Consider the following 25,361-nt stretch of genomic DNA (forward strand, 5'->3'; position numbering starts at 1 on the left):
CTGGCGTATCGATGAGCAATCCTCAAGGAGTATTAATGAAACAAATTACCGCAATTATCAAACCGTTCAAACTCGATGAAGTGCGTGAAGGTTTGGCCGATGTGGGCGTGACCGGTCTGACCGTGACGGAGGTCAAGGGTTTCGGTCGTCAAAAAGGCCATACTGAACTGTATCGCGGTGCCGAATACGTCGTGGATTTCCTGCCCAAGGTAAAGGTTGAAGCGGTGGTGGATGATGCAGTGGTCGAGCAGGCAGTCGAAGCTATTATCAAGGCAGCGCGTACCGGCAAAATCGGCGACGGCAAGATTTTCGTGCAGGCGATAGAGCAAGTCGTGCGTATCCGTACCGGTGAAACGGGTATCGACGCCGTCTAAGGTGTTGTAAAAGCAGACTGAGGGTGAAACGGAAGATGGATGCTGCGGAATACCGCAGTTTTTATTTTCTTGTGCGACACGCAGGTCAGTCTAGCTGGCCCTGAGCAATACAACCAGCGCACCTGCGCCCCCATCGGCAGCCCTGGCCTGGCAAAAGGCGATCACTTCGTCTTTTTGCGCCAGCCAGTTGCGCACCTTGTGTTTCAGCACCGGCTCCTTGTTGACGGAGCCCAGTCCCTTGCCATGAATGATGCGCACGCAACGCAGACCGCGTTTGATCGCAGTACGTAAATACTCGCTCAATGCTTCCCGTGCTTCGTCGGTACGCATGCCGTGCAGATCGAGCTGGCTTTGTATCAGCCAATGGCCGCGCCGCAATTTGCGCACGACATCCGAACCTATTCCCTTGCGCGCATAACTCAGCGCTTCGTCGGTATCGAGCAGGGTGTCTATGGTGAATTCGTCGGACAGCGATTCGCACAATGCCGCCTGTTCATCCGCCAGATGCTGGCGTGCGATGGGCAGCGGGCGGGGCGTCATCACAGTTATTTTGTCGGGCGGTGTGAGCGGTGCAACTTCGCCTATGCTGCGACGGAAGAGATCGGCTTCGAGTTGCGCGGTTTTTTCTGCCTGTAGGCGTTTCGCTTCGGTAGCCTGACGGGCTTCTTCTCGCGTCTTCAAATCCTTCTGCAGCGATTTGAGCCCGGCAAAATCCTTGAGTGAAGCAGGCATGTGAGTAATCCTCAGACGATGTGACAAGCTTGTGCCGCGCGAACACGGGCGTGATTGTCCATGTTCGCGTGGCCGGGTTTAAGGGCTGAAAGCGCTTATTCCTGACTTTCCAGATAGCGTTGGGCATCCAGTGCCGCCATGCAGCCGGTGCCGGCGCTGGTGACTGCCTGGCGATAGATGTGATCCTGCACGTCGCCTGCCGCAAAGACGCCGGGGACGCTGGTGGATGTTGCCATGCCTTCCAGTCCGGTTTTGGTCTTGATGTAACCGTTGTGCATGTCCAGCTGACCTTCGAAAATACTGGTGTTCGGCTTGTGTCCGATCGCGATGAAAACACCATGCAGCTTGATGGCGGTGATGGAGTCGTCGGTGGTCGAGCGGATATTGATACCGGTGACGCCGCTGTCATCGCCGGTAATCTCATCCAGCGTGTGATTGTATTTGATCTCGATTTTGCCTTCTGCCACTTTGGCCATCAGGCGGTCGATCAGGATGGCTTCAGCGCGGAATTTATCGCGTCTGTGAACCAGCGTGACCTTGGTTGCGATATTCGACAGATACAGCGCTTCTTCGACTGCCGTATTGCCGCCGCCGATCACGGCGACTTCCTGTTCGCGATAGAAAAACCCGTCGCAGGTTGCGCAGGCGGACACGCCTTTGCCCATGAATGCCTGTTCCGATGGCAAACCCAGATATTGCGCCGATGCGCCGGTCGCAATGATCAGCGAATCACAGGTGTATTCACCCATGTCGCCAATCAGGCGTATCGGTTTTTCATCGAGCTTGGTCGTGTGAATATGGTCGAAGATGATTTCGGTATTGAAGCGTTCGGCATGCTGCAGCAGGCGTTGCATCAGTTCCGGGCCTTGCACACCCAGCGGATCGCCGGGCCAGTTTTCCACGTCGGTGGTGGTCATCAATTGACCGCCTTGTTCGACACCGGTAATCAGGACCGGCTTGAGATTGGCGCGAGCGGCATACACTGCTGCGCTGTAACCGGCTGGGCCGGAGCCAAGAATTAAAACGTGGGCATGTTTTGGGCTGGGCATTGGTAACTAATCGTAAAAGTGTGAGTGGAAACGCGATCAGGGCTGGTAAAACCTGCGTTCAGTCGCTTACATATGTTGCTGCGGCATCAAATTTCAAGCTGTTCTTGAATTATTCGGTATAACCGGGGAAAACTGGTTAAGATTATAGACGAACCAGCCACGCCAGCAGGAGCGGCGGCCGGAAACCGCATTACGCCAGATTTTTCGCATGCCAGCCGCCTGCTGCGCGCAACGGCGATTCGCGTGTTTAAAGCAAGTTCAATTATTAGTGTCACTGCATCCGGATTTATGACGAAACCAAGCCCAGCCTATACTCGCAAGACCAACTCTACAAAAGACCAGCCTTTGCCTGGCAGACTCGTGCGGCTGTTGTCCGAAGCCCGCTGGTTTGTTCTGGCAGCCGTTACCTTGTACCTGATTCTGATTTTCCTTACCTACTCGCCGATCGATCCTGGCTGGTCGCATGCGAGTGTGGTTCCCAAACTGCATAACTTTGGCGGTCGGGCTGGCGCCTGGCTGGCTGATCTGCTGCTGTTCATTTTCGGTTTCTCGGCGTGGTGGTTGTGCGTGTTTTTTCTGCGTCTGGTATGGATAGGCTATCGCCGTTTGTCGCAACGTTTCCTACTGAAAAAAGAACCAGAACCCGAACATCATCAGGAAGGCTTGGTTCGCGGCATCGGATTTTTTCTGCTGATGATAGGCAGCGTCGGACTGGAATATTTGCGCATGTATACGTTGAAGGCGCAGCTGCCGCGCACGCCGGGTGGCGTGCTGGGTGAATTGCTCGGCAATGCAGCACAAAATGCCTTCGGTTTCATGGGGGCGACCCTGCTGCTGCTGTTGCTGTTCGGCCTGGGCTTCAGCCTGTTTTTCCATGTGTCTTGGCTGGGCGTGGCCGAGCGTATCGGCGGAACGATAGAGCTGGTATTGCAGGCGGTGCGCAATCTGCACGGCGCGCGCGAGGACCGCAAACTGGGTCATGTCGCTGCAGTCAAGCGTGAAGAAGTTGTGGTTAATGAGCGGGCAAAAATTGTCGATGCGCCGCCTATCCGCATCGAGCCGCAAATCGTTGCGGTGCCAAAATCCGATCGGGTGGAAAAGGAGCGTCAGGTTTCCCTGTTCAACGATTTGCCGGATACCAATCTGCCGCCTTTGTCTCTGCTGGATGAAGCGCCGCAGGCGCAGGAAACCGTCAGTATCGAAACACTGGAATTCACCAGCCGCCTGATCGAGAAAAAACTATCCGACTTCGGTGTGATGGCCAAAGTGGTCGCTGCCTATCCGGGCCCGGTCGTCACGCGTTATGAAATCGATCCGGCCACCGGTGTCAAGGGCAGCCAGATTGTCGGTTTGGCGCGCGATCTGGCGCGTTCGCTATCGCTGACTTCCATTCGCGTGGTGGAAACCATACCCGGAAAAAATTACATGGCGCTTGAGTTGCCGAATCCAAAACGCCAGATTGTGCGCCTGACCGAGATCATCAGCTCCAAGGTTTATAACGACAGCACTTCCAGCCTGACGATTGCTTTGGGCAAGGATATCGCCGGCAATCCGGTGGTCGCCGATCTGGCGAAAATGCCGCATCTACTGGTGGCGGGTACGACGGGCTCGGGTAAATCGGTCGGCATCAATGCGACGATTTTGTCGCTGTTGTATAAATCCGATCCGAATCAGGTGCGTCTGATCCTGATCGATCCGAAGATGCTGGAGCTGTCGATTTACGAAGGCATTCCACATCTTCTGGCGCCGGTCGTCACCGACATGCGTCAGGCCGGGCACGCACTCAACTGGGGCGTCAACGAGATGGAACGGCGCTACAAGCTGATGAGCAAAATGGGCGTGCGTAATCTGGCCGGTTACAACACCAAGATCGCCGAAGCGGAAAAGAATGAGCAAAAGATTCCGAATCCGTTCAGCCTGACGCCGGATGCGCCTGAGCCGCTGGAAAAACTGCCGACCATCGTCATCATCATCGACGAGCTGGCCGATTTGATGATGGTCGTCGGTAAAAAAGTGGAAGAACTGATCGCACGTATCGCGCAAAAAGCGCGTGCTGCCGGCATCCACTTGATTCTGGCGACGCAGCGCCCATCTGTAGACGTGATCACCGGCTTGATCAAGGCGAATATCCCGACGCGTATTGCGTTCCAGGTCAGCAGCAAGATCGACTCGCGCACGATTCTGGATCAGATGGGAGCAGAAGCACTGCTGGGTATGGGCGATATGCTGTACATGCCGCCAGGCACTGGCTTGCCGGTGCGCGTACATGGCGCTTTTGTTTCCGATGAAGAAGTGCATCGTGTGGTCGATCATCTGAAGTCGCAAGGTGAACCAAACTATATCGAAGGCATCCTAGAAGGAGGCGTGGTCGAAGACGGCGACCTGACTCTGGGTGCAGAAGGCGGCGCTGGCGGCGAGGCGGATGCCTTGTACGATCAGGCGGTGGCCATCGTACTGAAGAATCGTCGCGCTTCGATTTCGCTGGTGCAGCGTCACTTGCGCATAGGCTATAACCGCGCAGCCCGTCTGCTGGAACAGATGGAGCAGAGCGGTCTGGTCTCCACCATGCAATCCAACGGCAACCGGGAAATTCTGGTGCCTGCCGGGAATGCAACTGAATAGAAAGACCACATGACGAAAAATATGAAACAGAAATCGCTGGGTGCAAAAGCAATCGATTTGCGTGTCGCCTTGTTTGCGACGGTGCTGGTTGCCGGTGCCTTGTTGTGGACCGTGCAGGCGCATGCCGCTGCGCTCGATCAGTTCAAATCCTTCGTCTCTTCGACGCAATCGGCACGCGGCGAATTTACCCAGCAACTGGTCAAGGTCGATAGCGGCACCACCAAGGTATCCAACAAATCGACCGGTACTTTTACGTTTGCGCGTCCGGGTAAATTCATCTGGACGTATCAGAAGCCGTACGAGCAATTGCTGCAGGCCGATGGCGAAAAACTCTATATCTACGATAAAGATTTAAATCAGGTGACGATCAAGAAACTGGGCGACGCGCTCGGCTCTTCACCTGCAGCCATCCTGTTCGGCAGCAACGATCTGGAAAAAAACTTTACACTGAAAGAAGCCGGCACCAAGAATGGTCTGGAGTGGCTGGAGGCGACGCCGAAAGCCAAAGACACGACCTTTGATCACATCGGCATCGGCTTGCGCAATGGTGCGCCGGAAGCGATGGAGTTGCGTGATTCATTCGGTCAGGTATCGTTGCTGACGTTTACCAAGTTCGAGAAAAATCCGCCCCTGCCGGCCAATCAGTTCAAGTTTGTCGTGCCGAAAGGTGCGGACGTTTTTCAGTAATGCCTTGTGTGCTCGCAGCGCAATGAGTTGCATGCGGGCTGAGCAAGACAGATATGATCAATGCGACAGTGCGACGCCAGTCTGACTTTTCGACTGGCGTCGATTTTTATTTTCAGACCAGGCAAAAAACCATTCATCCATGAGCTTCATCCCCCTCGCAGAACGACTGCGTCCGCATACTCTTGATGAGGTGATCGGACAGCAGCACATACTCGGTGCCGGCAAGCCACTGCGCGTGGCCTTTGAGTCGGGTGAGCCGCACTCGATGATTCTGTGGGGCCCGCCGGGCGTGGGCAAGACGACGCTGGCGCGGTTGATGGCGGATAGTTTCAATGCCGATTTCATTGCCTTGTCCGCCGTGCTTTCCGGCGTCAAGGATATTCGCGATGCGGTCGAACGGGCACAACTGTCGCGCGGCGCAATGGACAGGCGCACCATATTGTTCGTCGACGAAGTGCATCGCTTCAACAAGAGTCAGCAGGATGCGTTTTTGCCGCATGTGGAAAGCGGCTTGTTTACCTTCATCGGCGCCACGACGGAAAATCCGTCGTTTGAAGTCAATGGTGCTTTGTTGTCGCGTGCATCAGTCTATGTCTTGAAGTCACTGGATGAAGAAGATCTGGGTGCGATGGTGGATCGCGCATCCGCTAACGAACTGGACGGCTTAGCGTTTACGCCCGATGCCAAGGCAACCCTGATTGCCAGCGCCGATGGCGATGGCCGCAAGTTGCTGAACAATCTGGAAATCGTGGCCCGCGCCGCGCAGGCGAAGCAGCGTACGGAAGTCGATGCCGAACTATTGAAAGCCTGCCTGGGCGACGCCTTGCGGCGTTTCGATAAAGGTGGCGATTCCTTCTATGATCAGATTTCCGCCTTGCATAAATCGGTGCGCGGCTCCAATCCGGATGCCGCACTTTACTGGCTCACAAGAATGCTGGACGGTGGCGCTGATCCCAAGTATTTATCGCGCCGCATCGTGCGCATGGCGTGGGAAGACATCGGGCTGGCTGACCCACGCGCGATGCAGATTGCCAACGATGCAGCCTTGACCTTTGAACGTCTGGGTAGCCCGGAGGGCGAATTGGCACTTGGACAGGCAGTGATCTATCTGGCGGTCGCGGCCAAGAGCAATGCCGGCTACAAGGCCTATAACCAGGCACGCGCCTTTGTGAAGCAGGACAAGAGTCGTGAAGTGCCGGTGCACCTGCGCAATGCACCTACCAAGTTGATGAAGGAGCTCGGCTACGGCAAGTTGTATCGCTACGCACATGACGAGCCGGATGCGTATGCCGCCGATGAAACTTATCTGCCGGACGGCATGGCAGAGCCGCACTGGTATGAACCGGTGCCACGTGGCCTGGAAGGAAAAATAGCCGATAAGCTGGCTTATCTGCGCTCGCTCGACGAGGCTGCAAAGAAGCGCAAAAAGTAAGCGTTTCTATTCCGGGTGCCAGCGATCATGCTTACTTTTTATGATTCTGTTTGCTCGAACGCTGGATATTGATTTGCTTCAGGAAGGCGTAGGCGGCACCGATGGCGAGGCCGGCTGCGATGCCATAGAGTATGCTGCCGCCATACAGGTAAAACTTGCTGCCGCTCCAGATCGCAAAGCCAAGCACGCCGAACAAACCGGCGAGCAGCAGGTACAGGGGAATAGTGGCAGGTGTTGCTTTTTCTTCCATGATTTTCAGCTTGAACTCTTTAAATATGGAATGGTAACGCAGACTGCAGGAGAAGTCTGAGCGCGGAATGAGCACCGAATGAACGCACTTCCGACTTCCTGACGCTGAATTTTCCGGGTCGTGTAGGAATCGCGGCCCGCCTTGGTACAATCTCGACTTGATTTATTCTTTTTATCCCTCCCATGATCGACATTCAACTTCTTCGTAAAGACATCGAGACCGTTGCCGCTCGCCTCGCCGGACGCAAATTTCAGCTCGATGTCAACGCCTTCAATGCACTGGAAGCGGAACGCAAGCAGATTCAGTCCGGTACTGAAGAGCTGCAAAACAGGCGTAATACCTTATCCAAGCAGATCGGTGCCTTGAAAGGCAAGGGTGAAGATACTTCGGCCGTGATGGCGGAAGTGGCCGGTATAGGCGACGAGTTGAAAGCCTCTGCCGCACGCCTGGATGTCTTGCAGGCCGAGATCAGCAAATTCATGCTGGCGATTCCCAATCTGCCGCACGAATCTGTGCCGGTCGGTAAAGACGAAGAAGACAACGTCGAATTGCGCAAAGTCGGTACGCCGCGCGCGTTCGATTTTGAAGTGCGCGATCACGTCGATATCGGCGCGGCACTGGGCCTGGATTTCGACGTGGCAGCCAAGATCACCGGCTCGCGTTTCTCGGTCATGAAGGGCGGCATTGCACGCATGCACCGCGCGCTGGCGCAATTCATGCTGGATACGCATACGGCCGAACATGGTTATACCGAATGCTATACGCCTTACATCGTCAACGCTGATTCACTGCAAGGCACCGGTCAGTTACCGAAGTTTGAAGCGGATCTGTTTGCGGTGAAAAAAGGCGGGCAGGAAGGCGAGGGCGAGGCTTTGTATCTGATTCCAACCGCTGAAGTTCCGCTGACCAATATCGTGCGCGATGAAATCCTTGCTGCCGATGCACTGCCGGTACGCATGACTGCACATTCGCCATGCTTCCGTTCGGAGGCAGGTAGTTACGGACGCGATACGCGCGGCATGATACGCCAGCATCAATTCGACAAAGTGGAAATGGTGCAGGTCGTGCATCCGGAAAAATCGTACGAAGCGCTGGATGAGATGTGCGGCCATGCTGAAAACATTCTGAAAAAGCTGGGCTTGCCGTATCGCGTCATCACCTTGTGTACTGGTGATATGGGCTTCGGCGCGACCAAGACTTATGATCTGGAAGTCTGGTTGCCTGCGCAAAATACCTATCGCGAAATTTCATCAGTATCGAATTGCGAAGCCTTCCAGGCGCGCCGCATGCAAGCGCGTTTCCGTAATGCGCAAGGCAAGCCGGAACTGGCGCATACCTTGAACGGTTCAGGCCTGGCAGTGGGACGTACGCTGGTGGCGGTGCTGGAAAATTATCAGCAGGCTGATGGCAGCGTCATCATTCCGGAAGTCTTGCATCCGTATATGGGCGGACTGACGCGTTTGCTGCCACAAGCGTAAAAATATCCATTACGCAGCATGTGTGAGCGTTGTATCGTCGCCACCTGCTTCAACAATGCAAGCTCCCTGTCGACGGTCTATGAACAGACTGTTGCCAGGGATTTTTTTTGCCTGTTGTTTTGCCTCGGCTGTCGCAGTGGCGATTTGATGATGTGAAAGAAACTGCCCCGGCTCAACCTTGACCAATCCCAGCGATATGGTCACGAGTGGATGGAAGACTTTATCTCCGCGCCTGTCCTCGCTCACATAACCGCCTCTTAGCCGGTCTTCTTCGCTATAAAAATCCGGTGCGGCACTGGCGAATGCATCCAGAATGGCGCGACAACGCTGCTCCCAGTCCTCACTCTGGAACAGGATGATGAAATCGTCGCCGCCTATATGACCGACAAAATCTCGTTGCGGGTCGCAATGGCCGCTTAATATTTTTCCGCTTACGCGCAGGATGTCGTCGCCCTTGCGATAGCCGTACACATCGTTGTACGGCTTGAAATGATCGAGATCGACATAGCAGGCGCAAAAGCGCGTACCGTTTTCCAGCAGCCTGTCGATATGCTCGTCTATCGGCACATTGCCCGGCAACAGAGTGAGCGGGTTGGCGTAGCGCGCTGCACTGATCTGCATTTGCGTAATTTCGCGCATCAAATCGTGCGCATTGCCCATGCCCATATACTGGCCGGCATCCGTGATGATGAAGCCGTTGAACAGATGATGGCGATCGGCATCGACGATGATCTGGCTCAATGCATGCAGCGCCGTATTCTTGTCGGTGATCAGCGGATTGCTATCCATGAACAGCGTGCAAGATTTCTTGCCGTGCAATTCACGCAGATACGGACGGGCAAAGCGATCGATCAGATTGGCGCGCGTGATCAGGCCGACCGGCACTCCATTCGAGACGACGGGAATCACTTCCAGCGTCGGGTCGCTGTTGAACATTTCATAGATGCGATTATTGTGCACTTCCGGCGATACGGACTGCACGCTGCGCAGCAGTTTCAGAGCGGTCAGTATCTTGTGGCCACGCCCGGTTTCGTGCGGATAAACAGCGACGCCGTTATGCCGCAACAGATTGCGCAGATCGACTGACAATGTAGTCGCCGGATGTGCATGCGGACGGGCGATTTTGTAGCCCTGCCCATAGGAGACGCCAAGATCGCGGATCATCAGCAGCTCGGCATCGGTTTCTATGCCTTCAGCAATCACGATGGTGCCGGATTTTTCTGCGATTTCCTGAATCGATCGGACGAATTGCAGCTTGATCGGATCGTGGTTGATCCCCTGCACAAAATGCATATCGATCTTTACATATTCCGGACGCAGTTCCGACCACAGGCGCAGGCTTGAAAATCCTTCGCCAAGATCGTCAATCGCAATCCGGAATCCCATTGCACGGTAGTGTGTGACCGCTTCACGCAACAGATCGTAATCGTAGGTCGGCTGGCTCTCGGTCAATTCGATAATGACGCGCTCCGGGTTGATGCCGACTTCATGGATGTAACCCAGGGTTTCGCCATGCCTGACGTCCGCTTGCATCAGGCATTCCGGGCTGACATTCAAAAACAGCCGGCCGGGTAATTGCAGTTCGGCGAATTTTTCCAGCGTGATGCGGCGGCACAAATGCTCGACCTCCACGCTGAGATTGCAGGAGCGCGCCACCTTGAACAGGTTTAACGGCGAATGCAGGGGGCTGTCGGAAGGGCCGCGTATCAAACCTTCATAGCCTATGATTTCACCGCTTTGCATACGGATGATGGGTTGAAACAGGGGCGTCAACTGTCGATGCAGAATGATTTCACGCAGTCGCTGGGCCAGATAATCATCGGAGTCGGAAGAATTTTCATTCATTGCAACGTCATTGGCAGCGGCTGACATGTGAGCTTTCTTGGTTCTGAACCGTAAAGGTTGAGCGAGCGGAATTTCCAATCCATCCAGTGTCTTTTCTGTGAACGTGTTTCTTCTTGATTTGTTTGGCTGGACGGGAGAAAAGGGCATCAAAGTGACTCTTTGCGTAATGACGGGCAGGCGGAACGAATTGATCTCCACGAAATGTTACTGATGATTTATGACAGGATGATGATAGGAAATGTTAATGCGTTGGCAATACCTCGATTGACGTATTGCATGCTTCCTGAATATGGGCAGAAGGGTTGGCCCCTGATATGCCGGCGGAGAAAGTAAATGATTCAGTGCTAACGATGGGGTTTTACATTGCGTAAGACTCTGGTATAATTTTTCCCTTCGATGCATTCAATTGCAGCGATAGACCAAATAAGGAGAGGTGGCAGAGTGGTCGAATGTACCTGACTCGAAATCAGGCGTACGTGCGAACGTACCGAGGGTTCGAATCCCTCTCTCTCCTCCAGAATTAATAAAAAAGCCCGCGCAAGCGGGCTTTTTTATTGTCAGCTTATTTAGCTGCCCGGAATTTGTCCGGTCTAGGGTCGGGAATGAAGCCATCCCGATTCGGCATTTTCACTTTCGCCAGCGAAGCGGCATCCAGCGTCGCATCTTGCGGGATGATTTTGGCTTCGGCAAGAATGTAGGCTGATAGCGCATAGACCTCATCATTGCTCAGGCTGCCGGGTTGCAGCAAGGGCATGGCGCGTTTGATGTAATCGAACAGGGTCGTGGCGTAAGGCCAATAGCTTTCAACGGTTTTCACCGGCTTTTTAGTCGGATCGTTATTGACCAGAGTGCCACGTCCGCCGATCAGCTTGTCACCCATCCCGCCTTCGAGTTTCTGGCCGTGGCAGGCAAGACATTGATTTTCATACAAAATTTTACCTGCACTGACAGTACCTTTGCCCGGCGGCAGGCCGCGCCCATCCGGTAATGGAGAGGTGAATTGGCCGAGTTCCGCTGCGCTGGGAGTGCTGCCAAAACCGTAGCTGGTTTTCGGATGATCGGCGGCGTACACGCTGAGGCTTGCTGTCGCCAGCGCGGCAATGCTCAAGAGTTTAGCTTTGGTGGACATTGGAGACCTTTCCGTCGTTGGCGATTTTCCAGCTTTGGATGGCATTGAGATGGTAGATGGACCCCAGTGGGCCGTTCAATCCGCGCAAGTCGACTAGTTGCTTTAAGGTAGGCTGCATGTAACCGGTTTCATCGATGCAGCGACTTTGAATCACCGTTTCGTGCCCATTCCATTTCCATGGAAAACGGAAACGCGTATGGCAAATCGACATGATCGGTCCTTGCAGTTGCGCCTCCTTCCATGTTTTTCCGCCGTCGGTTGATACCTCAACGCGCTTGACGCGTCCGCGTCCCGACCACGCCAGTCCGGTAATTTCATAAAATCCGGCGCCATCCAGCTGCATTTCTCCGGATGGAGAAGTGATGACCGATTTGGCATCCATCTCAAACGAAAATTGCACTGCCTTGCCGTTGGGTCGCAGGTCGGTATATTTTGACGTTTCTTCACGTGTCATGAAGGGCTTGTCGGAAATTTCGAGACGACGCAGCCATTTGATGTGCATATTGCCTTCGTAGCCAGGCACCATCAGACGGATGGGATAGCCTTGTTCCGGACGTATGGCTTCGCCGTTTTGTCCATATGCAAGAAAGCAGTCTTTCATTGCTTTTTCGAGCGGGATGCTTCTGGTCATGGCGGAGGCATCACCACCTTCAGCCAGCAACCATTTAGCGCCGGAACGTACATCGACTTCGCCCAGAATGGTTGAAAGCGGCACGCCCGTCCATTCGGAAGTAGAGGTGAGACCATGCGTGCCCTGTACGGTTTTCAGAGTAGGTTTCGACCACTCCGTTAAACCATTGCCCGAGCATTCGATAAAGTGCACGCGCGAAATAGAGGGAAATCGTTTGAGGTCGGCCATCGAATATTTCTTCGGCTGCTTGACCATGCCATGTACGTAAAGCGAATGCTTGCTCGGGTCTATGGTCGGTGTGCCGCCGTGGCTGCGTTCAAAATGCAGACCGGAAGGGGTGATGATGCCCATGCCTTTTTCGAGCGGGGTCATGGTCCACGAAGAGAAGGTGGTCGGGTTCGGATAAAGCGTGCGCACTTCAGTTTCGAATTGCGAGCGTGATCCGTATCCACCATCATCACCTACCGGTGTGCCTTGTACCTTGCTTGCATCTGCAGGTACTTCTCTGGCAACGGCACCGGCAGGTGCTGCCGCTCGCGCCTGCTGGAGGGCGCCAGCACCTACGACAGCCATTGCGCCCATCAGGAAATGCCGGCGCTGCAAGGTCGGATCCGGCGTGGCAGACGGTGAAATATAGTAAGGGGAGTGTGGATCGGCACGCTTGGCTTGCAAGGCGGTTTCTTCTGCCGCAAGCAAGTACTCTGTGGAGGATCGAGTGCGTTCGGGCAAGGTCGAGTCAGGCAGCATCTTGTTCATCGGATCTCCTTTATCGTTCTACATTTTCGGGCTATCGGCAAAAACCAAACATCTCCTCATCAATGATTTGCCAAATTATCGTACACCTGAATATTTTGAAGTCAAGCTGCAAATGGAGGCCGCTGTTTTCTGTTGGCGCGTGTGAGAAGCGGGCGTAATACCATTGAAAATGGAGTTTCATTGTTTGCTTCATGCCAGAGCACGACATTGATCATGCTGTCGTTCGCAATGGCAGCGATACCGGTTGGCTAGTGCATGTGACAGTCTGTGCATTTGAGTCAAGGAGGTTTTTTGCAAACCGTCCGGCAAGATGGCTTACACTATTTGTACGTTATTTGTTTGAGCGACTGTTCGATTATCAGCTTGGCTATCTCACATGGAGAGTCTATGAAATCGCATTACGAAACTTATAAAGGGTGGAGCGTGTCAGTGCAGGTGTCGGCGCATTTGTCGCGTATAGATATCGACCGCAAGGCGGCCGATTACATCCCGCGCGTCGTGATCACCGAGCATAAGGGAAATGCATTCAAGGACAGAGAAATTGCGGACGGCCATTCGTATCCGACACCGGAAAAATGCATTGAGCATGGCATCATCACAGCGCGGGCATACATAGATCGTGGAGTGTCGCTAATGTGATTTGACTCTCCTCGCCAGGAAGATTGTTCTGCGTGCCTGAAAACAGGCGGATATTCATAAAGGAACTGTCATGAGCAAAATGAGCGGTGAGCAAGCATCCCAACTAGCCATAGACCTGATTGAAGAGCAGTTGCAAATATTGCCGGCTGCAATCGCCATGATATGGCAGCCGATCGATGCCTGTGGTGTGGAGGCGAATCTGGTCGCCGGCGTGCTGCGCAGAAAAAACAAATTACCGAAGACAGGTTCAGGCGGGAATATTGCGGCCTCCTATGCAGACGTCAATCCGGCGCTGGATTTCCGTGCTTCACATCAGGCCTTGCACGCAGATCCGTTGCAGAAGACACGTTATCTACGCGTCGTGATAGGCAATGCCTTGCTGGCTGTCGGTGCGTTTTTTAAAGAGCATGACATGGCTGCAATGCGTACTCCGGAAGTGCAGTTTCTGGGACATGTCTACACGGCCATTCTCAATGAAAATACCTTCGATATCGCTCCCGGCTATCTTCCCGTTGCCACTTTTGACGGCTTGGTCATTGATGGCAAATTAAACGGCTCGCTGTTATTCAGCGATGGCGTGACGGAAGGTTTCATGGAGTTCGGCGACGCGCTGGCGTTGCTGCACTGGTTTTCGCGTTTTCTGCGCGGAGAGAAAAATTTCGTTTCCGGCGGCGATGCAGGTTGAAGTCTGCTGCAGATATTGGAATGATGTGTGGGCGAAATTCTTGCCGCAATGAGACCTGATTTTCTGCAACAGCGTGTTTTAGTAAACGGGAATTAAAACATCTCCGGATGCCATCATGAAGTTGCCGGGATCGCTGGGGTCAGGCTCCAGGTAGTCCGCTTCATCGGTCACGTAGCATTCATTGCCGGGCAGCGCGCTGGAAGGCATTAATTTGATGACTGTGCAGGTTGCGCCTGTGGTCTGATTTTTAAATTGACCGATAATGGATGTGCTTGACATGGACGCTCCTGAAATGACATTGCGGCAGATATTTGGCTGTCAGCGATTACATAACAATGCATATGGGATGACAATCCCATAAACATGGGGCGTGGGCTGACTGTTCTGAGGAGAATTTTCCGCATTGGATACGCCTGTTTTACACGATCTTCTTTTGCGTTGAATAAATTTTTTCTTCACGCACCTTTGCGCTTATCTGGCCCTTGCTGCAAGTTTTTTATTCGAACATGTTAGGATGAAAAACTGTGAGGAGATGCGTCATGCCATCGGAAACAATGGGATTGTACGAAGTCGAATATTCTGCCGTGCCGGCTGCGGATGGCAAGGCCTGGGTCGCTCATGTTGCGATTTACGGCCACTCGAACAATCCCATGCACAGGAACTGTCTGTTCCCCGATCAGCGCGTATCGCTGGAGACGGTTTTTCCGACCAGTGCGGAAGCAGAGACGGAAGCGCGCAGAGTGGCAGCCGAGATGCTGGAATCCAGCACTAGTCATTCCCGTGCGCAATAGGCAGGTACATCTCCCGAGCTGAACCTTTTGCATTCTGCAGTATCTCTTGTATGACTGGATCGAATTGCCGCTGAGGGCGATAAAACAAGTCGCTGCCACACACCGGGGATCATCAATAAGGAGACTGGGATGAGCAGAATACCTACTGCGGTTTACCATGGTTATGAAATTTTCACGATGGTCGTGCCTGTCGATGGCGGGCTGTGGTCTGCCACCAGCGAGATAGAGATCAATGGTGCCGATGGCATCGATATATCGCAGGGATTCGGCGGGCCTTGTCAGGGGCATAGCAGAGAAGAAGCGCAAGCGCTGGTCATCGCCGATACGAAACAAAAAATAGACGATTTGCTGGCTGAGCCATGACGCCGGCAGGCTGCAGAACAAGTTGAAGCAGCGCGCTATCGTTCAATGCAGGAAATGCGGACATCGTCCCAGGTGCGCAGCGCAAAAGAACATGCGTACTTTGAGCGGACAATTCCTGTCGGGTGGTTTATAGTCTCAAGCTCTATCGCCCTTGCCTGATTATGACTGACCCACATACCGTTACCACCCTTGCTGAACCCTTGATCCAGATCGGCATGTCGCTGCCGGAAATCAAATGGCCGTATCTGGTCAGTCTGACGCGCCTGAGCCTGGCGCTGGCGCTGGGCTTGCTGATCGGACTGGAACGCGAACGGCGTGGCAAGGAAGCCGGCTTGCGGACATTTTCCCTGATTGCGCTGCTCGGCGCGATGGGTGGCACGCTGGGCGACAACTACGCCTATCTGATTCTTTTTCTGACCGGCATCCTGACCGTCTTCCTGAATGTCCAGCGTCTGCGTACCAATGACAGCAGCGAGCTGACTACATCGGCAGCGATGTTGATTACGTGCGTGGCGGGTATTTTGTGCGGTAAAGGTCATACGGCTACGCCGGCATCCATCATTGTGATTGTTACCGCACTACTGGCCTGGAAAGACAGGCTGACCGGTTTCAGTCTCGGGTTGACCGAAAATGAAATGCGCTCCGCGCTGTTGCTGGCAATTCTTGCGATCGTGATTTATCCGGCCTTGCCGATTGGCGCCATCGGCCCGTGGAGTCTGATCGAGCCGCGCGCGGCCTGGGTGACGGTGATCCTGATTGCCGGTATCGGCTTCGTCAACTACGTGCTGTGGAAGATGTATGGCACGCGCGGCATTGTGATGGCCGGTTTCCTCGGTGGTCTGGTCAACAGCAGTGTGACGGTCAGCGAACTGGCATCGCGCGCGAAGGACAATCAGCGCGATACCGTCAGTGCCGCATATCGCGGGATTTTGCTGGCGACAGCGGCGATGATTATTCGCAATGGCGCATTGCTGCTGATACTCGCGCCGAGCGCTGCACTGACTGCCACGATTCCCTTTGCGCTGATGCTGTTGATTAATGCGGGCTGGTTTTTCTTCGATGCCAATGCGCGGCAGAAAACGGCAGAGGATGATTCTCAGCCGGTTGATCTGCCGCTGCCGTTTGCGCTTGGTGCTGCATTGAAATACGGTCTTTTATTTCTGATTTTGCATATCGCCGGTGTGATTGCCCAGCAAAGCATGGGTGAAGGGGGCTTCTATGCAGTTAGCCTGATAGGCGGTGTGGTATCCAGCGCCAGTGCTGTTGCGGCTGCCGCCAGCCTGCTCACCGGTGGTTCGATACCGGCGCACGTTGCTTCGGCCGGAGCAGTGATTGCATCGCTGGCCAGCGTATTGATCAACCTGCCGCTGGTGCTGCGCGCGCATAACCGCTCACTGACATTAAGACTGACGATCGCGATGATGTCTATTTCCGTGGTGGGAATCATGGGCGCTTTTCTTGCCAAGCCACTGCTTTCATTTGCAATGGCAGAATTCCCGGTGTTATTGCAGTTCAATTGAAAACGTACTATTGCGTGGCGAGTAATGCATTGTTATATGTGTTTTCAGCTATATAAATAATAAATCGGTCGTTTGGAATTTTGTTGCGGAGCACTATAGTTATTGCGTCTCCTCCAACTTGTCAAATATTGGATTTAGCCCGTTTCCGCAAGGAGGACGGGCTTTTTTTTTCGCTGAATTGATGTGTTATTGCAAGGGAGTAAGGGCGCATGAGAGCTGAAAAGAGGCGTAATGGTGGGTTGCCATTTTGTCAGTGTCATCTCACACGCGAATGGGATAAGCGCTGATTTTTATGCCGCCATGTTGCTGTCATGCTCAAAGCTCGGAATCTTGAATAGGGGAATACCCATGGCACAAGTCTCGCATATTCGTACACCGTCTGTTGGTCATCACGTCATCACTTCCAATACGATTGCAGCGTTGCAAACAAAAGACGGCGCGCACGAGGTGGGCAAATGCCGCTTGAGTGCACCCAAGGCGCTGGCCGGATTGCATGGGCACAGCCCTAAACACAACAGCCTGCTCGCAGGCTTGCCGGCGGCCGATTACGATCGTTTGCTGCCGCATCTCGAGTTTGTTGAAATGCCTTTCGGCAGCACGATTTGCGAAGCCGGCGAGCAGATGCAGCATGCCTATTTTCTGACCGGCAGCATTGTTTCCTTGCTGTATGAAACAGCCGATGGCGCTTCCTCTGAAACAGCAGTGATAGGCTACGAAGGCATGGTCGGCGTAGACATCGTGATGGGTGGCGGCGCATCGCTTAATCGTGCATTCATTAAAAGCGCCGGTTACGCATTTCGTATCAAGGCTTCAGTTCTGAAGGAAGAGTTTGCACGAGGCGGCGCCTTGCAAGGCTTGTTGCTGCGCTTTACCCAAGCATTGTTTACGCAAATGGCGCATACCGTCGCCTGCAATCGTCATCACACCATCGTCCAGCAATTGTGTCGCTGGCTGTTATTGAGTCTGGATCGCCTGCCATCGAACAAAATCAGCATGACGCAGGATCTGATCGCCAATATGCTGGGTGTAAGGCGCGAAAGCGTCACGGAAGCAGCGCGTAAATTGCAGGATGAAGGTTTGATTCACTACAGTCGCGGACAAATCACGGTGGTGAATCGTAGCGGTCTCGAAGCGCAGATTTTCGAGTGCTACACCAGTCTTACCAAGGAATATGAAGGCTTGTTGGTAGCCAAGCGCTGAGCCGTTCTGCCTGCTCTGAAAATAAAAAAGCCGCTGATCGTTTCAGCGGCTTTTTCATGTAGTGCGAGAGATTGCTATGCGGCTAAAGCAATATCGCGATTGACTGCACTCAATACGGCGCGCAGCGAAGCGGTCACGATGTTACCGTCTATACCGACGCCAAAGCGGGTGCTTCCATTGTTCACGCGCAGTTCAACATAGCTGGCGGCATTGGCATTGGCGCCAGCACCGATTGCATGCTCGTGAAAATCCATCAGCCTGATATCCATGCCCAATGCATTGATGAAGGCATCGATAGGCCCGTTCCCGGCACCCTGCAATGTGACCGGCTTGCCATCCTTCTCCAGTTCGACCCGGATGCGTACTTCGGCGTTGCCTTGCGAGTCATCAATATGGTGGCTACGATATTGATAAGGCGTCACGGCATTCAAATACTCATTGTTGAAAATCGTGTGGATATCGTTCGCCGCCACTTCGCCGCCGGTTTCATCGGTGATGCGTTGCACGGCACGGCTGAATTCGATTTGCAGGCGGCGCGGTAATACCAGGCCGTATTCCTGTTCCAGCAAATAGGTCATGCCGCCTTTGCCCGACTGGCTGTTGACGCGAATGACGGCATCGTAGCTGCGTCCCAGATCGGCCGGATCGACCGGCATGTATGGTACTTCCCAGATCGCGTCCGGCTGCTGTTTGGCAAAACCTTTCTTGATGGCATCCTGATGCGAGCCGGAAAAAGCCGTATAGACCAGATCGCCGACATACGGATGGCGCGGATGTACAGGAATCTGGTTGCATTCTTCCACGCACTGGCGGACTGCATCGATATCCGAAAAGTCCAGTCCAGGGCTGATCCCCTGCGAATACAGATTGAGTGCCAGCGTGACCAGATCGACATTGCCGGTGCGTTCGCCATTGCCGAACAGGCAGCCTTCGACGCGATCGGCGCCCGCCATCACAGCCAGTTCCGCCGCCGCTACCGCGCAGCCTCTATCGTTGTGCGGATGCACGCTGATCAGGATGGAGTCGCGACGCTCGAGATTACGGTGCATCCATTCGACCTGATCGGCATACACATTGGGTGTGCTGGCTTCTACCGTGCCGGGCAGATTGAAGATCATCTTGCGTTCAGGAGTAGGCTGCCACGCTGCAGAAACCGCATCGCATATTTCCTTGGAAAATTCGAGCTCGGTCATGCTGAATGCTTCCGGCGAATACTGGAATACCCATTCCGTTTCCGGATGCGCATCGGTCAGTTCGCGTACCAGTTTGGCACCGGCCACGGCCAAGGCCTTCACCTCGTCGCGCGACATATTGAAGACTATGCGGCGGAACGCAGGGGCAGTGGCGTTGTACAGGTGGATGATGGCGCGGCGCGCACCGACTACCGATTCGACGGTGCGGCGTATCAGATCTTCGCGCGCCGGTGTCAGCACTTCTATTGTGACGTCGTCCGGAATACGTTTTTCTTCTATCAGGCGGCGGACGAAATCAAAATCGGTTTGCGAGGCGGAAGGGAAGGCGACTTCGATTTCCTTCAAGCCTATCTTCACCAGCATGTCGAAAAAACGCAGTTTCTTGTCGTGGTTCATCGGCTCGATCAGCGATTGATTGCCGTCGCGCAGATCGGTGCTCATCCAGATCGGTGCCTTGCTGATGACTTGATTCGGCCAACTGCGGTCGGTGAGACGTACGGGTGGAAAGGCGCGGTATTTCTGTTCCGGGTTAGTCAACATCATGATAGTTTTTCCTTGCTTGCTGAATAGGGGAGATTCGGTGTGGCGGAAGGCTACCTGACTTGCCACGCAACGCTAGGCCAGGTAACCGATCGGTAGCAGTAGCAGAGCGCGAGCATGAGCCATCGCGGCGGACAATACGCCAGCGTTCAACGTTACAGGAATGGCCTTGATATGCATTTTTTCGGGTAAAACCTTGGTATTTGATTGGTGTGCCAGTAATTAAAACCGGCAGGTACAGCAGTGCGCGACGATCAGTTTAGTCGTAGCGATAGTAGTAGCGCTGCTAGCAGGGAGCTGGCAGCGTACGAAATGCGGGAATGAAGTGGTGTAGCGGTCATGCAGCTACTTTAGGCGATGGCGACGACGCTTGTCAAGTTTTGGGTATATGTATACCGGGCTGATTCAGGCCGCAGCGTATCAATATTCAAACATTTGTTCTCTCATTCTCCTTGATCAATACGCCAGCGGTGTTGATTTTTTGGCATATCCGGACGAGTTATTGGGTGCATATCGGGCTCCGCATGCAAATGGCAGCGCCAAAAATGCCGCCAAGGGCGAGGCCTATGCAATATATCCGCTCCAAGTGAGCAATTCTTGCGTAATCCCGGGCTGAAGGGCACGCAAATCCTTTAAAATAGCGGCCTACTTCTGGATTACTCATGTCTATTTCAACTACTCAAGAAATCGTTGCAGAATTGCGTGCCGGCCGTATGGTCATACTGGTCGATGAAGAGGATCGTGAAAACGAAGGCGATCTGGTGCTGGCGGCCGAGTTCGTAACGCCGGAAGCCATCAATTTCATGGCCAAATTCGGTCGCGGCCTGGTTTGCCTGACGTTGACGGAAGAGCATTGCGATCAGCTTGCGCTGACGATGATGACATCACGTAACGGCACCTCGTACGGCACCAATTTCACTGTGTCGATAGAGGCGGCAGAAGGCGTGACGACCGGCATTTCTGCCGCCGACCGCGCCAAGACCATACAAGTTGCCGTGGCCAAGAACGCCAAGCCATCCGACATCGTGCAGCCGGGCCACATCTTCCCGCTGAAGGCGCAAAAGGGCGGCGTTTTGATGCGCGCCGGTCATACCGAAGCTGGCTGCGATTTTGCCGAACTGGCCGGTTTGGTGCCGGCCGCCGTGATCTGCGAAATCATGAAGGACGACGGCACCATGGCGCGTCTGCCGGATTTGATCGAATTTGCAAAAGAACATGATTTGAAGATAGGCACCATTGCCGATCTGATTCACTATCGCAGCCAGCACGAAAGCATCGTCGATCGCGTCGATGAGCGCACGATGGAAACGGTGTACGGCACTTTCCACGCCGTGCTGTATCGCGACAAGCCTAGTGGTGGCGCGCATCTGGCCTTGGTGCATGGCGATATTGCGCCGGATCAGGAAACGCTGGTGCGTGTGCATCAACCGGTTTCCATCCTCGATTTGCTGGAAACGCGCGCGACTACGCATTCATGGAATATGGCTTCGGCGATCGCGGCGATCAAGCAGGCCGAGCGTGGTGTGATGGTGTTGCTCAACTGCGAAGAGTCGGCCGAAGAATTGTTTTCGCAGTTTGCGGCGCTGACCCATCCGGATAGTCGCCCGCAGCAGCGCGCGGCACGCATGGATTTGCGTAACTACGGTATCGGTGCCCAAATTCTGAAAGACCTGTCAGTCGGCAAAATGAAGCTGCTCGCCAATCCGCGCAAAATGCCGTCAATGACAGGTTTCAACCTGGAAGTAACCGGATATCGCGCGACGCCAGAAAGCTGAGCGTTCATTCAAATTTTGTCGCCTTGAGCAATCAACTGGCACATACTGCTTTTAAATAGAATCAATGTAGAGCGCGCTTGGCGCATGAGGGAAATACCATGGCAGTTGGAACCTATGAAATGAATTTGGCAGGCGAAGGTTTGCGCATCGGCATCGTGCAGGCGCGTTTCAACCAGGATGTCTGCCACGGCTTGCTATCCGCCTGTCTGGCCGAGTTGAAGCATCTGGGTGTGGTCGATGAGGATATCCTGCATGTGACGGTTCCGGGCGCACTGGAAATCCCGCTGGCCTTGCGCAAGATGGCAGAAACCCTGCAATTCGATGCACTGATCGCGATCGGCGCGGTGATTCGCGGCGAGACGTATCACTTTGAACTGGTATCGAATGAATCCGGCGCCGGCATTACGCGTGTCGGGCTCGACTTTGGTCTGCCGATTGCCAATGCCGTATTGACCACCGACACCGATGAGCAGGCTGAAGTGCGCATGGCAGAGAAGGGTACGGATGCGGCACGCGTCGCGGTTGAAATGGCGAATCTGACGATCGCGCTGGAAGATCTAGCCGACGCTGGTGACGACGCAGACGACGAAGACGATTAAGCATAGGTATCGCTGGCCGGATTGCGGCCGGCGTTTTTTAACTTGTTTTTTTAATTTTTATGCGCGCTTTGAAAGAAGTACGCTGTTTGTGAGCCATGACCCAAAAAACCGACCACGCCAATCCGAGCAAAAACCGTACGCCGCGTCATCGCGCGCGCGAATTTGCCTTGCAAGGCCTGTATCAATGGCTGTTGAATAATGAAGATGTGCGCACGATAGAAAACCATATCCGTCAGGCCCATGGTTTCGACAAGGCCGATGCCGAGCATTTCGATGCGCTCCTATACGGCACCGTCAAGCAGGTCGGCGAGTTGCGCGCCGGTCTGGCGCCGCTGATCGACAGGGAAATTTCTGCACTGTCGCCGGTGGAACATGCGGCTTTGCTGATCGGTGCTTTCGAGCTGAAAAACCATATCGAGATCCCGTACAAGGTCGTCATCAATGAAGCGGTCGAACTGACCAAATCGTTTGGCGGCATAGACGGTCACAAGTACGTCAACGGTGTGCTGGACAAGTTTGCCGCAGGCGTGCGCGAGCCGGAAATCAGCGCCGGACGCAAGGGCTGAGTTACTCTTTTTCCGCATCTTTCCTCCCGAGGAAATGAGCAGTCATTATTACATCGCCGCCACCTTGTTCCGCTTGCATCAGGCTTCGCCTGATACGGATCAGGTGGCGGTTTTCAATGGGGAATTCCCTTGTCTTCGCATCTGACTCAACTCGCCTCCCGTCTGGAGAACATTGCGCCTTTTCATGTCATGGAGCTGGCCAAGATGGCCGCCGAGCTGGAACGGCAAGGGCGCCACATCATACACATGGGCATAGGCGAGCCGGATTTTACCGCTGCGCCATCCGTGCTGGCTGCCGCCACGCAAGCCATGGCGGACGGCAAGATGCAATACACGTCGGCTACCGGCTTGCCGGAATTGCGCGCCGCGATTGCCGCGCATTATCGTGACGTGTATGGCGTTGACGTCGCTCCTGCACGCATCATCGTGACGGCCGGCGCCTCGGGCGCCTTGCTGCTGGCTTGCGCTGCGCTGGTGGAAAAAGGTGCGGAAGTGCTGATGTCCGATCCATCGTATCCATGCAACCGGCATTTTGTCGCCGCTTTCGATGGTAGCGCGAAGATGATAGCCAGCGGGCCCGAGCACAGGTTCCAGCTTTCGGCCGACATGGTGCGGCAAAACTGGAGCAAGGCAACGCGTGGCGTGCTGCTGGCTTCCCCATCTAATCCGACCGGCACTTCGATAGACGAAGACGAATTACGCAAAATTGTCGAGATCGTGCGAGGCAAACAGGGTTTCACCATCGTCGACGAGATTTATCACGGCTTGCGTTATGACGCGGCACCGTTTTCCGCGCTGTCGTTGGGCGACGATGTGATCGTGATCAACAGTTTTTCCAAATATTTCAATATGACGGGCTGGCGTCTTGGCTGGCTGGTGGTGCCGGAGACTCTGGTGCAGCCTATCGAGAAACTGGCGCAAAACCTGTTCATTTGCGCTTCCAGTCTGGCGCAGCATGCAGGGCTGGCCTGCTTTGCGCCGGAAGCGATAGCGGTGTATGAAGCGCGCAAGGCGGAATTCAAGCGCCGCCGCGACTATATAGTGCCGGCACTGGAGGAGCTGGGCTTTAAAGTGCCGGTGATGCCCGACGGCGCATTTTATGTCTATGCCGATTGCAGTGCCTTGTCGGATGACGCCGACGAGCTGACGATCGCGATGCTGAATGAAGCAGGTGTGGTCATGGTGCCGGGACTGGATTTTGGACCCTCTACCGCGCATCGCTATGTGCGCATCTCGTATGCAACCTCAATGGAAAACTTACAGGAAGCGATCGCGCGACTGCGGATTTTTTTCGGGAATGGACGCAGGCGGTAATGCTGCGCTTGGTGTATCGCGGCACGAAGAAGTGTTGCGCACGATTCCCGTCGGCATGGTTTTGATTGTTGCGAGCGTTATTGTTTTGAATGTTTTTTCAAAAAGTCCGGCACATCAGGTAATGCCCGTTTTTGACTGACTATTCAGGTGGCGTGATTCGGGCGAGCTTTTCATGAAGCTTGTTGCGGACGAGTTGGGACAGAAGATGCATACATAAAAAAAGGAGCCTCGGCTCCTTTTTTGTAATGCTTATTACAGCGAAGTGTATGGCTCGCTGCCGGAGTTCTTGTCGCGCGCTCTGTCATCCAATGCAGTCTTTTCCGAGACGGCATTAGGAATCGGCTGAATGCGCGGCTGGGTGCGGCTTGCCATCGTGGCAAATGCCGATACGCGCTTGCCGCTTGCAACTGCTTTCAAGCGATCGTACTCGCCCAGCACCTTGGCACCATAACCAGCGTCGGTGCTCATTGCTGCTGCGCCTACGTAACGCTTCAAGCCGCCTTCAACCGAACCGTCTCTGGCGACGTATTCTTTCAGGATCAATGAGCCGACCTTGATATTGGCGACAGGATTCAGTGCAGCCTTGGTGCCGCCCATGTCGGCAAATTTGTCGTGATGTACTTTCGACATGACTTGCATCAGGCCTTGCGCGCCAACCGGGCTTTCGGCAAACGGATTGAAGCGCGATTCGATTGCCATTACCGCCAGGATCAGCAAGGGGTCAAAATTGATTTCCTTGCCGGTCAGATAGGCGGCCGAAACCAGCATATTGGTGGCATCGCTGGCGACGCGGTAGCGCTTGGAGATCCATTGCGTTACACGTTGTTGCTGCAGATCGGTGCCCATCATGACATTGTTGCCGGTTGTGGCGGTTTTCAATGCGGCTTCCGGTTCTGCTGCATCTGCTGCCGCTTCTTCCATCAGATTGGCCATTTCAGGCATCTCTTGCGGAACAGTCGAGGCAACGGCTTCACTGAAGGGCGACAAAGCCTGGATGCGGTCAGCGATCTCCGGCTTGAAGAACATCAGGGCTAGGGTGGCAATGGCTGTCAAGCCTAGCGCCATCATTGCCTGGCGCGCTGTCGCGACCAGACGGTTGGTGGAGTCGCGCATGGAGATCGACGTTGCGATCGCCTGCCGAGCAGATTGGTTGGCGACCTGACGCATCGCCGTGGTAATTCGATTTAACAT

At 54.3% G+C, this 25,361-nt stretch carries 24 protein-coding genes and 1 tRNA gene; 16 read left to right on the forward strand and 9 right to left on the reverse strand.

The genetic code is table 11. The features are described 5' to 3' along the window. Window positions 1–35: 35 nt before the first annotated feature. Window positions 36–374: a P-II family nitrogen regulator gene (locus tag ACIQW9_RS01985; protein ID WP_402332298.1), complete on the forward strand. Its 339-nt coding sequence runs from the start codon at window positions 36–38 to the stop codon at window positions 372–374. A 90-nt stretch (window positions 375–464) separates the two neighbouring features. Here the strand turns inward: ACIQW9_RS01985 and ACIQW9_RS01990 are convergent, their stop codons facing one another. Both ACIQW9_RS01990 and trxB read right to left on the reverse strand, forming a co-directional pair. Then, the gene (locus tag ACIQW9_RS01990) at window positions 465–1,106 is read right to left on the reverse strand and encodes a Smr/MutS family protein (RefSeq protein ID WP_402332301.1); all 642 of its coding nucleotides are present in this window, start codon (window positions 1,104–1,106) and stop codon (window positions 465–467) included. A gap of 95 nt (window positions 1,107–1,201) precedes the next feature. Further along, window positions 1,202–2,155 carry a thioredoxin-disulfide reductase gene (gene trxB, locus ACIQW9_RS01995; RefSeq protein WP_402332303.1) on the reverse strand — a complete coding sequence of 318 codons (954 nt, stop codon included), beginning with the start codon at window positions 2,153–2,155 and terminating at the stop codon, window positions 1,202–1,204. Window positions 2,156–2,443: 288 nt separating this feature from the next. Between trxB and ACIQW9_RS02000 the strand changes: the two genes are divergently transcribed. From ACIQW9_RS02000 to ACIQW9_RS02010, 3 genes are all read left to right on the forward strand, one after another. Next, the gene (locus ACIQW9_RS02000; RefSeq protein ID WP_402332306.1) at window positions 2,444–4,777 is read left to right on the forward strand and encodes a DNA translocase FtsK; all 2,334 of its coding nucleotides are present in this window, start codon (window positions 2,444–2,446) and stop codon (window positions 4,775–4,777) included. A 9-nt stretch (window positions 4,778–4,786) separates the two neighbouring features. After that, the gene (lolA, locus tag ACIQW9_RS02005; RefSeq protein ID WP_402332309.1) at window positions 4,787–5,464 is read left to right on the forward strand and encodes an outer membrane lipoprotein chaperone LolA; all 678 of its coding nucleotides are present in this window, start codon (window positions 4,787–4,789) and stop codon (window positions 5,462–5,464) included. A gap of 139 nt (window positions 5,465–5,603) precedes the next feature. Further along, complete coding sequence (locus ACIQW9_RS02010) at window positions 5,604–6,896, forward strand: replication-associated recombination protein A (protein ID WP_402332312.1); 1,293 nt, start codon at window positions 5,604–5,606, stop codon at window positions 6,894–6,896. Window positions 6,897–6,927: 31 nt separating this feature from the next. Here ACIQW9_RS02010 and ACIQW9_RS02015 read toward each other — a convergent pair whose 3' ends face one another. Continuing rightward, entirely contained in the window at window positions 6,928–7,146 is a 219-nt protein-coding gene (locus ACIQW9_RS02015) for a hypothetical protein (protein WP_402332314.1), read from the reverse strand. Window positions 7,147–7,328: 182 nt separating this feature from the next. Here ACIQW9_RS02015 and serS point away from each other — a divergent pair, with 182 nt between their 5' ends. Next, a complete protein-coding gene (serS, locus tag ACIQW9_RS02020; protein ID WP_402332317.1) occupies window positions 7,329–8,624 on the forward strand; it encodes a serine--tRNA ligase in 1,296 nt (431 codons plus the stop codon). Between the two features lie 9 nt (window positions 8,625–8,633). On the opposite strand, the gene ACIQW9_RS02025 is transcribed toward serS, so the two are convergent. Next, window positions 8,634–10,469, reverse strand: a complete 1,836-nt coding sequence (locus ACIQW9_RS02025) for an EAL domain-containing protein (protein WP_402337819.1) — start codon at window positions 10,467–10,469, stop codon at window positions 8,634–8,636. A 427-nt stretch (window positions 10,470–10,896) separates the two neighbouring features. Here ACIQW9_RS02025 and ACIQW9_RS02030 point away from each other — a divergent pair. Beyond that, window positions 10,897–10,986 (forward strand) — tRNA-Ser (locus tag ACIQW9_RS02030). A gap of 45 nt (window positions 10,987–11,031) precedes the next feature. On the opposite strand, the gene ACIQW9_RS02035 is transcribed toward ACIQW9_RS02030, so the two are convergent. Both ACIQW9_RS02035 and soxC read right to left on the reverse strand, forming a co-directional pair. Further along, complete coding sequence (locus ACIQW9_RS02035) at window positions 11,032–11,598, reverse strand: c-type cytochrome (RefSeq protein WP_402332320.1); 567 nt, start codon at window positions 11,596–11,598, stop codon at window positions 11,032–11,034. Further along, window positions 11,582–12,985, reverse strand: a complete 1,404-nt coding sequence (gene soxC, locus ACIQW9_RS02040) for a sulfite dehydrogenase (protein WP_402332322.1) — start codon at window positions 12,983–12,985, stop codon at window positions 11,582–11,584. Before soxC ends, ACIQW9_RS02035 begins: the two co-directional genes overlap by 17 nt. Window positions 12,986–13,372: 387 nt before the next feature. Here soxC and ACIQW9_RS02045 point away from each other — a divergent pair, with 387 nt between their 5' ends. Together ACIQW9_RS02045 and ACIQW9_RS02050 are read left to right on the forward strand one after the other, a co-directional pair. After that, the gene (locus tag ACIQW9_RS02045) at window positions 13,373–13,624 is read left to right on the forward strand and encodes a hypothetical protein (RefSeq protein ID WP_402332324.1); all 252 of its coding nucleotides are present in this window, start codon (window positions 13,373–13,375) and stop codon (window positions 13,622–13,624) included. Between the two features lie 70 nt (window positions 13,625–13,694). Then, window positions 13,695–14,309, forward strand: a complete 615-nt coding sequence (locus ACIQW9_RS02050; protein ID WP_402332326.1) for a hypothetical protein — start codon at window positions 13,695–13,697, stop codon at window positions 14,307–14,309. A 78-nt stretch (window positions 14,310–14,387) separates the two neighbouring features. Here the strand turns inward: ACIQW9_RS02050 and ACIQW9_RS02055 are convergent, their stop codons facing one another. Next, on the reverse strand, window positions 14,388–14,588 hold the full coding sequence (locus ACIQW9_RS02055) for a hypothetical protein (RefSeq protein ID WP_402332328.1): 201 nt from the start codon (window positions 14,586–14,588) through the stop codon (window positions 14,388–14,390). A gap of 260 nt (window positions 14,589–14,848) precedes the next feature. On the opposite strand from ACIQW9_RS02055, the gene ACIQW9_RS02060 reads away from it, so the two are divergent. The 4 genes from ACIQW9_RS02060 to ACIQW9_RS02075 all read left to right on the forward strand — a co-directional run bounded on the left by ACIQW9_RS02060 (window position 14,849) and on the right by ACIQW9_RS02075 (window position 18,183). After that, complete coding sequence (locus ACIQW9_RS02060; RefSeq protein ID WP_402332331.1) at window positions 14,849–15,100, forward strand: hypothetical protein; 252 nt, start codon at window positions 14,849–14,851, stop codon at window positions 15,098–15,100. 129 nt (window positions 15,101–15,229) lie between these two features. Next, window positions 15,230–15,463, forward strand: a complete 234-nt coding sequence (locus ACIQW9_RS02065) for a hypothetical protein (protein WP_402332333.1) — start codon at window positions 15,230–15,232, stop codon at window positions 15,461–15,463. Between the two features lie 161 nt (window positions 15,464–15,624). Continuing rightward, the gene (locus ACIQW9_RS02070; protein ID WP_402332336.1) at window positions 15,625–16,983 is read left to right on the forward strand and encodes an MgtC/SapB family protein; all 1,359 of its coding nucleotides are present in this window, start codon (window positions 15,625–15,627) and stop codon (window positions 16,981–16,983) included. A gap of 348 nt (window positions 16,984–17,331) precedes the next feature. Continuing rightward, window positions 17,332–18,183 carry a Crp/Fnr family transcriptional regulator gene (locus ACIQW9_RS02075; protein ID WP_402332339.1) on the forward strand — a complete coding sequence of 284 codons (852 nt, stop codon included), beginning with the start codon at window positions 17,332–17,334 and terminating at the stop codon, window positions 18,181–18,183. A 74-nt stretch (window positions 18,184–18,257) separates the two neighbouring features. Here ACIQW9_RS02075 and leuA read toward each other — a convergent pair whose 3' ends face one another. Beyond that, window positions 18,258–19,919 (reverse strand): 2-isopropylmalate synthase, encoded by a 1,662-nt coding sequence (gene leuA / locus ACIQW9_RS02080; protein WP_402332342.1) that lies wholly within the window; start codon window positions 19,917–19,919, stop codon window positions 18,258–18,260. A 659-nt stretch (window positions 19,920–20,578) separates the two neighbouring features. On the opposite strand from leuA, the gene ribBA reads away from it, so the two are divergent. The 4 genes from ribBA (at window position 20,579) to ACIQW9_RS02100 (ending at window position 24,170) form a co-directional block, all read left to right on the forward strand. After that, a complete protein-coding gene (gene ribBA / locus ACIQW9_RS02085) occupies window positions 20,579–21,691 on the forward strand; it encodes a bifunctional 3,4-dihydroxy-2-butanone-4-phosphate synthase/GTP cyclohydrolase II (protein WP_402332345.1) in 1,113 nt (370 codons plus the stop codon). Between the two features lie 98 nt (window positions 21,692–21,789). Continuing rightward, window positions 21,790–22,290, forward strand: a complete 501-nt coding sequence (ribH, locus tag ACIQW9_RS02090) for a 6,7-dimethyl-8-ribityllumazine synthase (protein ID WP_402332347.1) — start codon at window positions 21,790–21,792, stop codon at window positions 22,288–22,290. A gap of 95 nt (window positions 22,291–22,385) precedes the next feature. Continuing rightward, window positions 22,386–22,856: a transcription antitermination factor NusB gene (gene nusB / locus ACIQW9_RS02095; RefSeq protein ID WP_011870555.1), complete on the forward strand. Its 471-nt coding sequence runs from the start codon at window positions 22,386–22,388 to the stop codon at window positions 22,854–22,856. Window positions 22,857–22,985: 129 nt separating this feature from the next. Beyond that, complete coding sequence (locus tag ACIQW9_RS02100; RefSeq protein ID WP_402332350.1) at window positions 22,986–24,170, forward strand: pyridoxal phosphate-dependent aminotransferase; 1,185 nt, start codon at window positions 22,986–22,988, stop codon at window positions 24,168–24,170. A 252-nt stretch (window positions 24,171–24,422) separates the two neighbouring features. Here ACIQW9_RS02100 and ACIQW9_RS02105 read toward each other — a convergent pair whose 3' ends face one another. After that, window positions 24,423–25,361 (reverse strand): transglycosylase SLT domain-containing protein, encoded by a 939-nt coding sequence (locus ACIQW9_RS02105; protein WP_402332353.1) that lies wholly within the window; start codon window positions 25,359–25,361, stop codon window positions 24,423–24,425.

It is taken from the genome of Herminiimonas sp. NPDC097707 (assembly GCF_044761395.1).
GTDB lineage: Bacteria > Pseudomonadota > Gammaproteobacteria > Burkholderiales > Burkholderiaceae_D > Oxalicibacterium.

What these genes read in the sequence shown, in the direction of transcription:
- serS (WP_402332317.1), top strand. Translation starts at nt 7,329, where the DNA reads ATGATCGACATTCAACTTCTTCGTAAAGACATCGAGACCGTTGCCGCT.
- ACIQW9_RS01990 (WP_402332301.1), bottom strand. Translation starts at nt 1,106, where the DNA reads ATGCCTGCTTCACTCAAGGATTTTGCCGGGCTCAAATCGCTGCAGAAG.
- trxB (WP_402332303.1), bottom strand. Translation starts at nt 2,155, where the DNA reads ATGCCCAGCCCAAAACATGCCCACGTTTTAATTCTTGGCTCCGGCCCA.
- ACIQW9_RS02025 (WP_402337819.1), bottom strand. Translation starts at nt 10,469, where the DNA reads ATGAATGAAAATTCTTCCGACTCCGATGATTATCTGGCCCAGCGACTG.
- ACIQW9_RS02000 (WP_402332306.1), top strand. Translation starts at nt 2,444, where the DNA reads ATGACGAAACCAAGCCCAGCCTATACTCGCAAGACCAACTCTACAAAA.
- ribBA (WP_402332345.1), top strand. Translation starts at nt 20,579, where the DNA reads ATGTCTATTTCAACTACTCAAGAAATCGTTGCAGAATTGCGTGCCGGC.
- nusB (WP_011870555.1), top strand. Translation starts at nt 22,386, where the DNA reads ATGACCCAAAAAACCGACCACGCCAATCCGAGCAAAAACCGTACGCCG.
- leuA (WP_402332342.1), bottom strand. Translation starts at nt 19,919, where the DNA reads ATGATGTTGACTAACCCGGAACAGAAATACCGCGCCTTTCCACCCGTA.
- ACIQW9_RS02075 (WP_402332339.1), top strand. Translation starts at nt 17,332, where the DNA reads ATGGCACAAGTCTCGCATATTCGTACACCGTCTGTTGGTCATCACGTC.
- ACIQW9_RS02010 (WP_402332312.1), top strand. Translation starts at nt 5,604, where the DNA reads ATGAGCTTCATCCCCCTCGCAGAACGACTGCGTCCGCATACTCTTGAT.
- ACIQW9_RS02060 (WP_402332331.1), top strand. Translation starts at nt 14,849, where the DNA reads ATGCCATCGGAAACAATGGGATTGTACGAAGTCGAATATTCTGCCGTG.
- lolA (WP_402332309.1), top strand. Translation starts at nt 4,787, where the DNA reads ATGACGAAAAATATGAAACAGAAATCGCTGGGTGCAAAAGCAATCGAT.
- ACIQW9_RS02015 (WP_402332314.1), bottom strand. Translation starts at nt 7,146, where the DNA reads ATGGAAGAAAAAGCAACACCTGCCACTATTCCCCTGTACCTGCTGCTC.
- soxC (WP_402332322.1), bottom strand. Translation starts at nt 12,985, where the DNA reads ATGAACAAGATGCTGCCTGACTCGACCTTGCCCGAACGCACTCGATCC.
- ACIQW9_RS02055 (WP_402332328.1), bottom strand. Translation starts at nt 14,588, where the DNA reads ATGTCAAGCACATCCATTATCGGTCAATTTAAAAATCAGACCACAGGC.
- ACIQW9_RS02035 (WP_402332320.1), bottom strand. Translation starts at nt 11,598, where the DNA reads ATGTCCACCAAAGCTAAACTCTTGAGCATTGCCGCGCTGGCGACAGCA.
- ACIQW9_RS02065 (WP_402332333.1), top strand. Translation starts at nt 15,230, where the DNA reads ATGAGCAGAATACCTACTGCGGTTTACCATGGTTATGAAATTTTCACG.
- ACIQW9_RS02070 (WP_402332336.1), top strand. Translation starts at nt 15,625, where the DNA reads ATGACTGACCCACATACCGTTACCACCCTTGCTGAACCCTTGATCCAG.
- ACIQW9_RS02045 (WP_402332324.1), top strand. Translation starts at nt 13,373, where the DNA reads ATGAAATCGCATTACGAAACTTATAAAGGGTGGAGCGTGTCAGTGCAG.
- ACIQW9_RS01985 (WP_402332298.1), top strand. Translation starts at nt 36, where the DNA reads ATGAAACAAATTACCGCAATTATCAAACCGTTCAAACTCGATGAAGTG.
- ACIQW9_RS02105 (WP_402332353.1), bottom strand. Translation starts at nt 25,361, where the DNA reads ATGTTAAATCGAATTACCACGGCGATGCGTCAGGTCGCCAACCAATCT.
- ribH (WP_402332347.1), top strand. Translation starts at nt 21,790, where the DNA reads ATGGCAGTTGGAACCTATGAAATGAATTTGGCAGGCGAAGGTTTGCGC.
- ACIQW9_RS02050 (WP_402332326.1), top strand. Translation starts at nt 13,695, where the DNA reads ATGAGCAAAATGAGCGGTGAGCAAGCATCCCAACTAGCCATAGACCTG.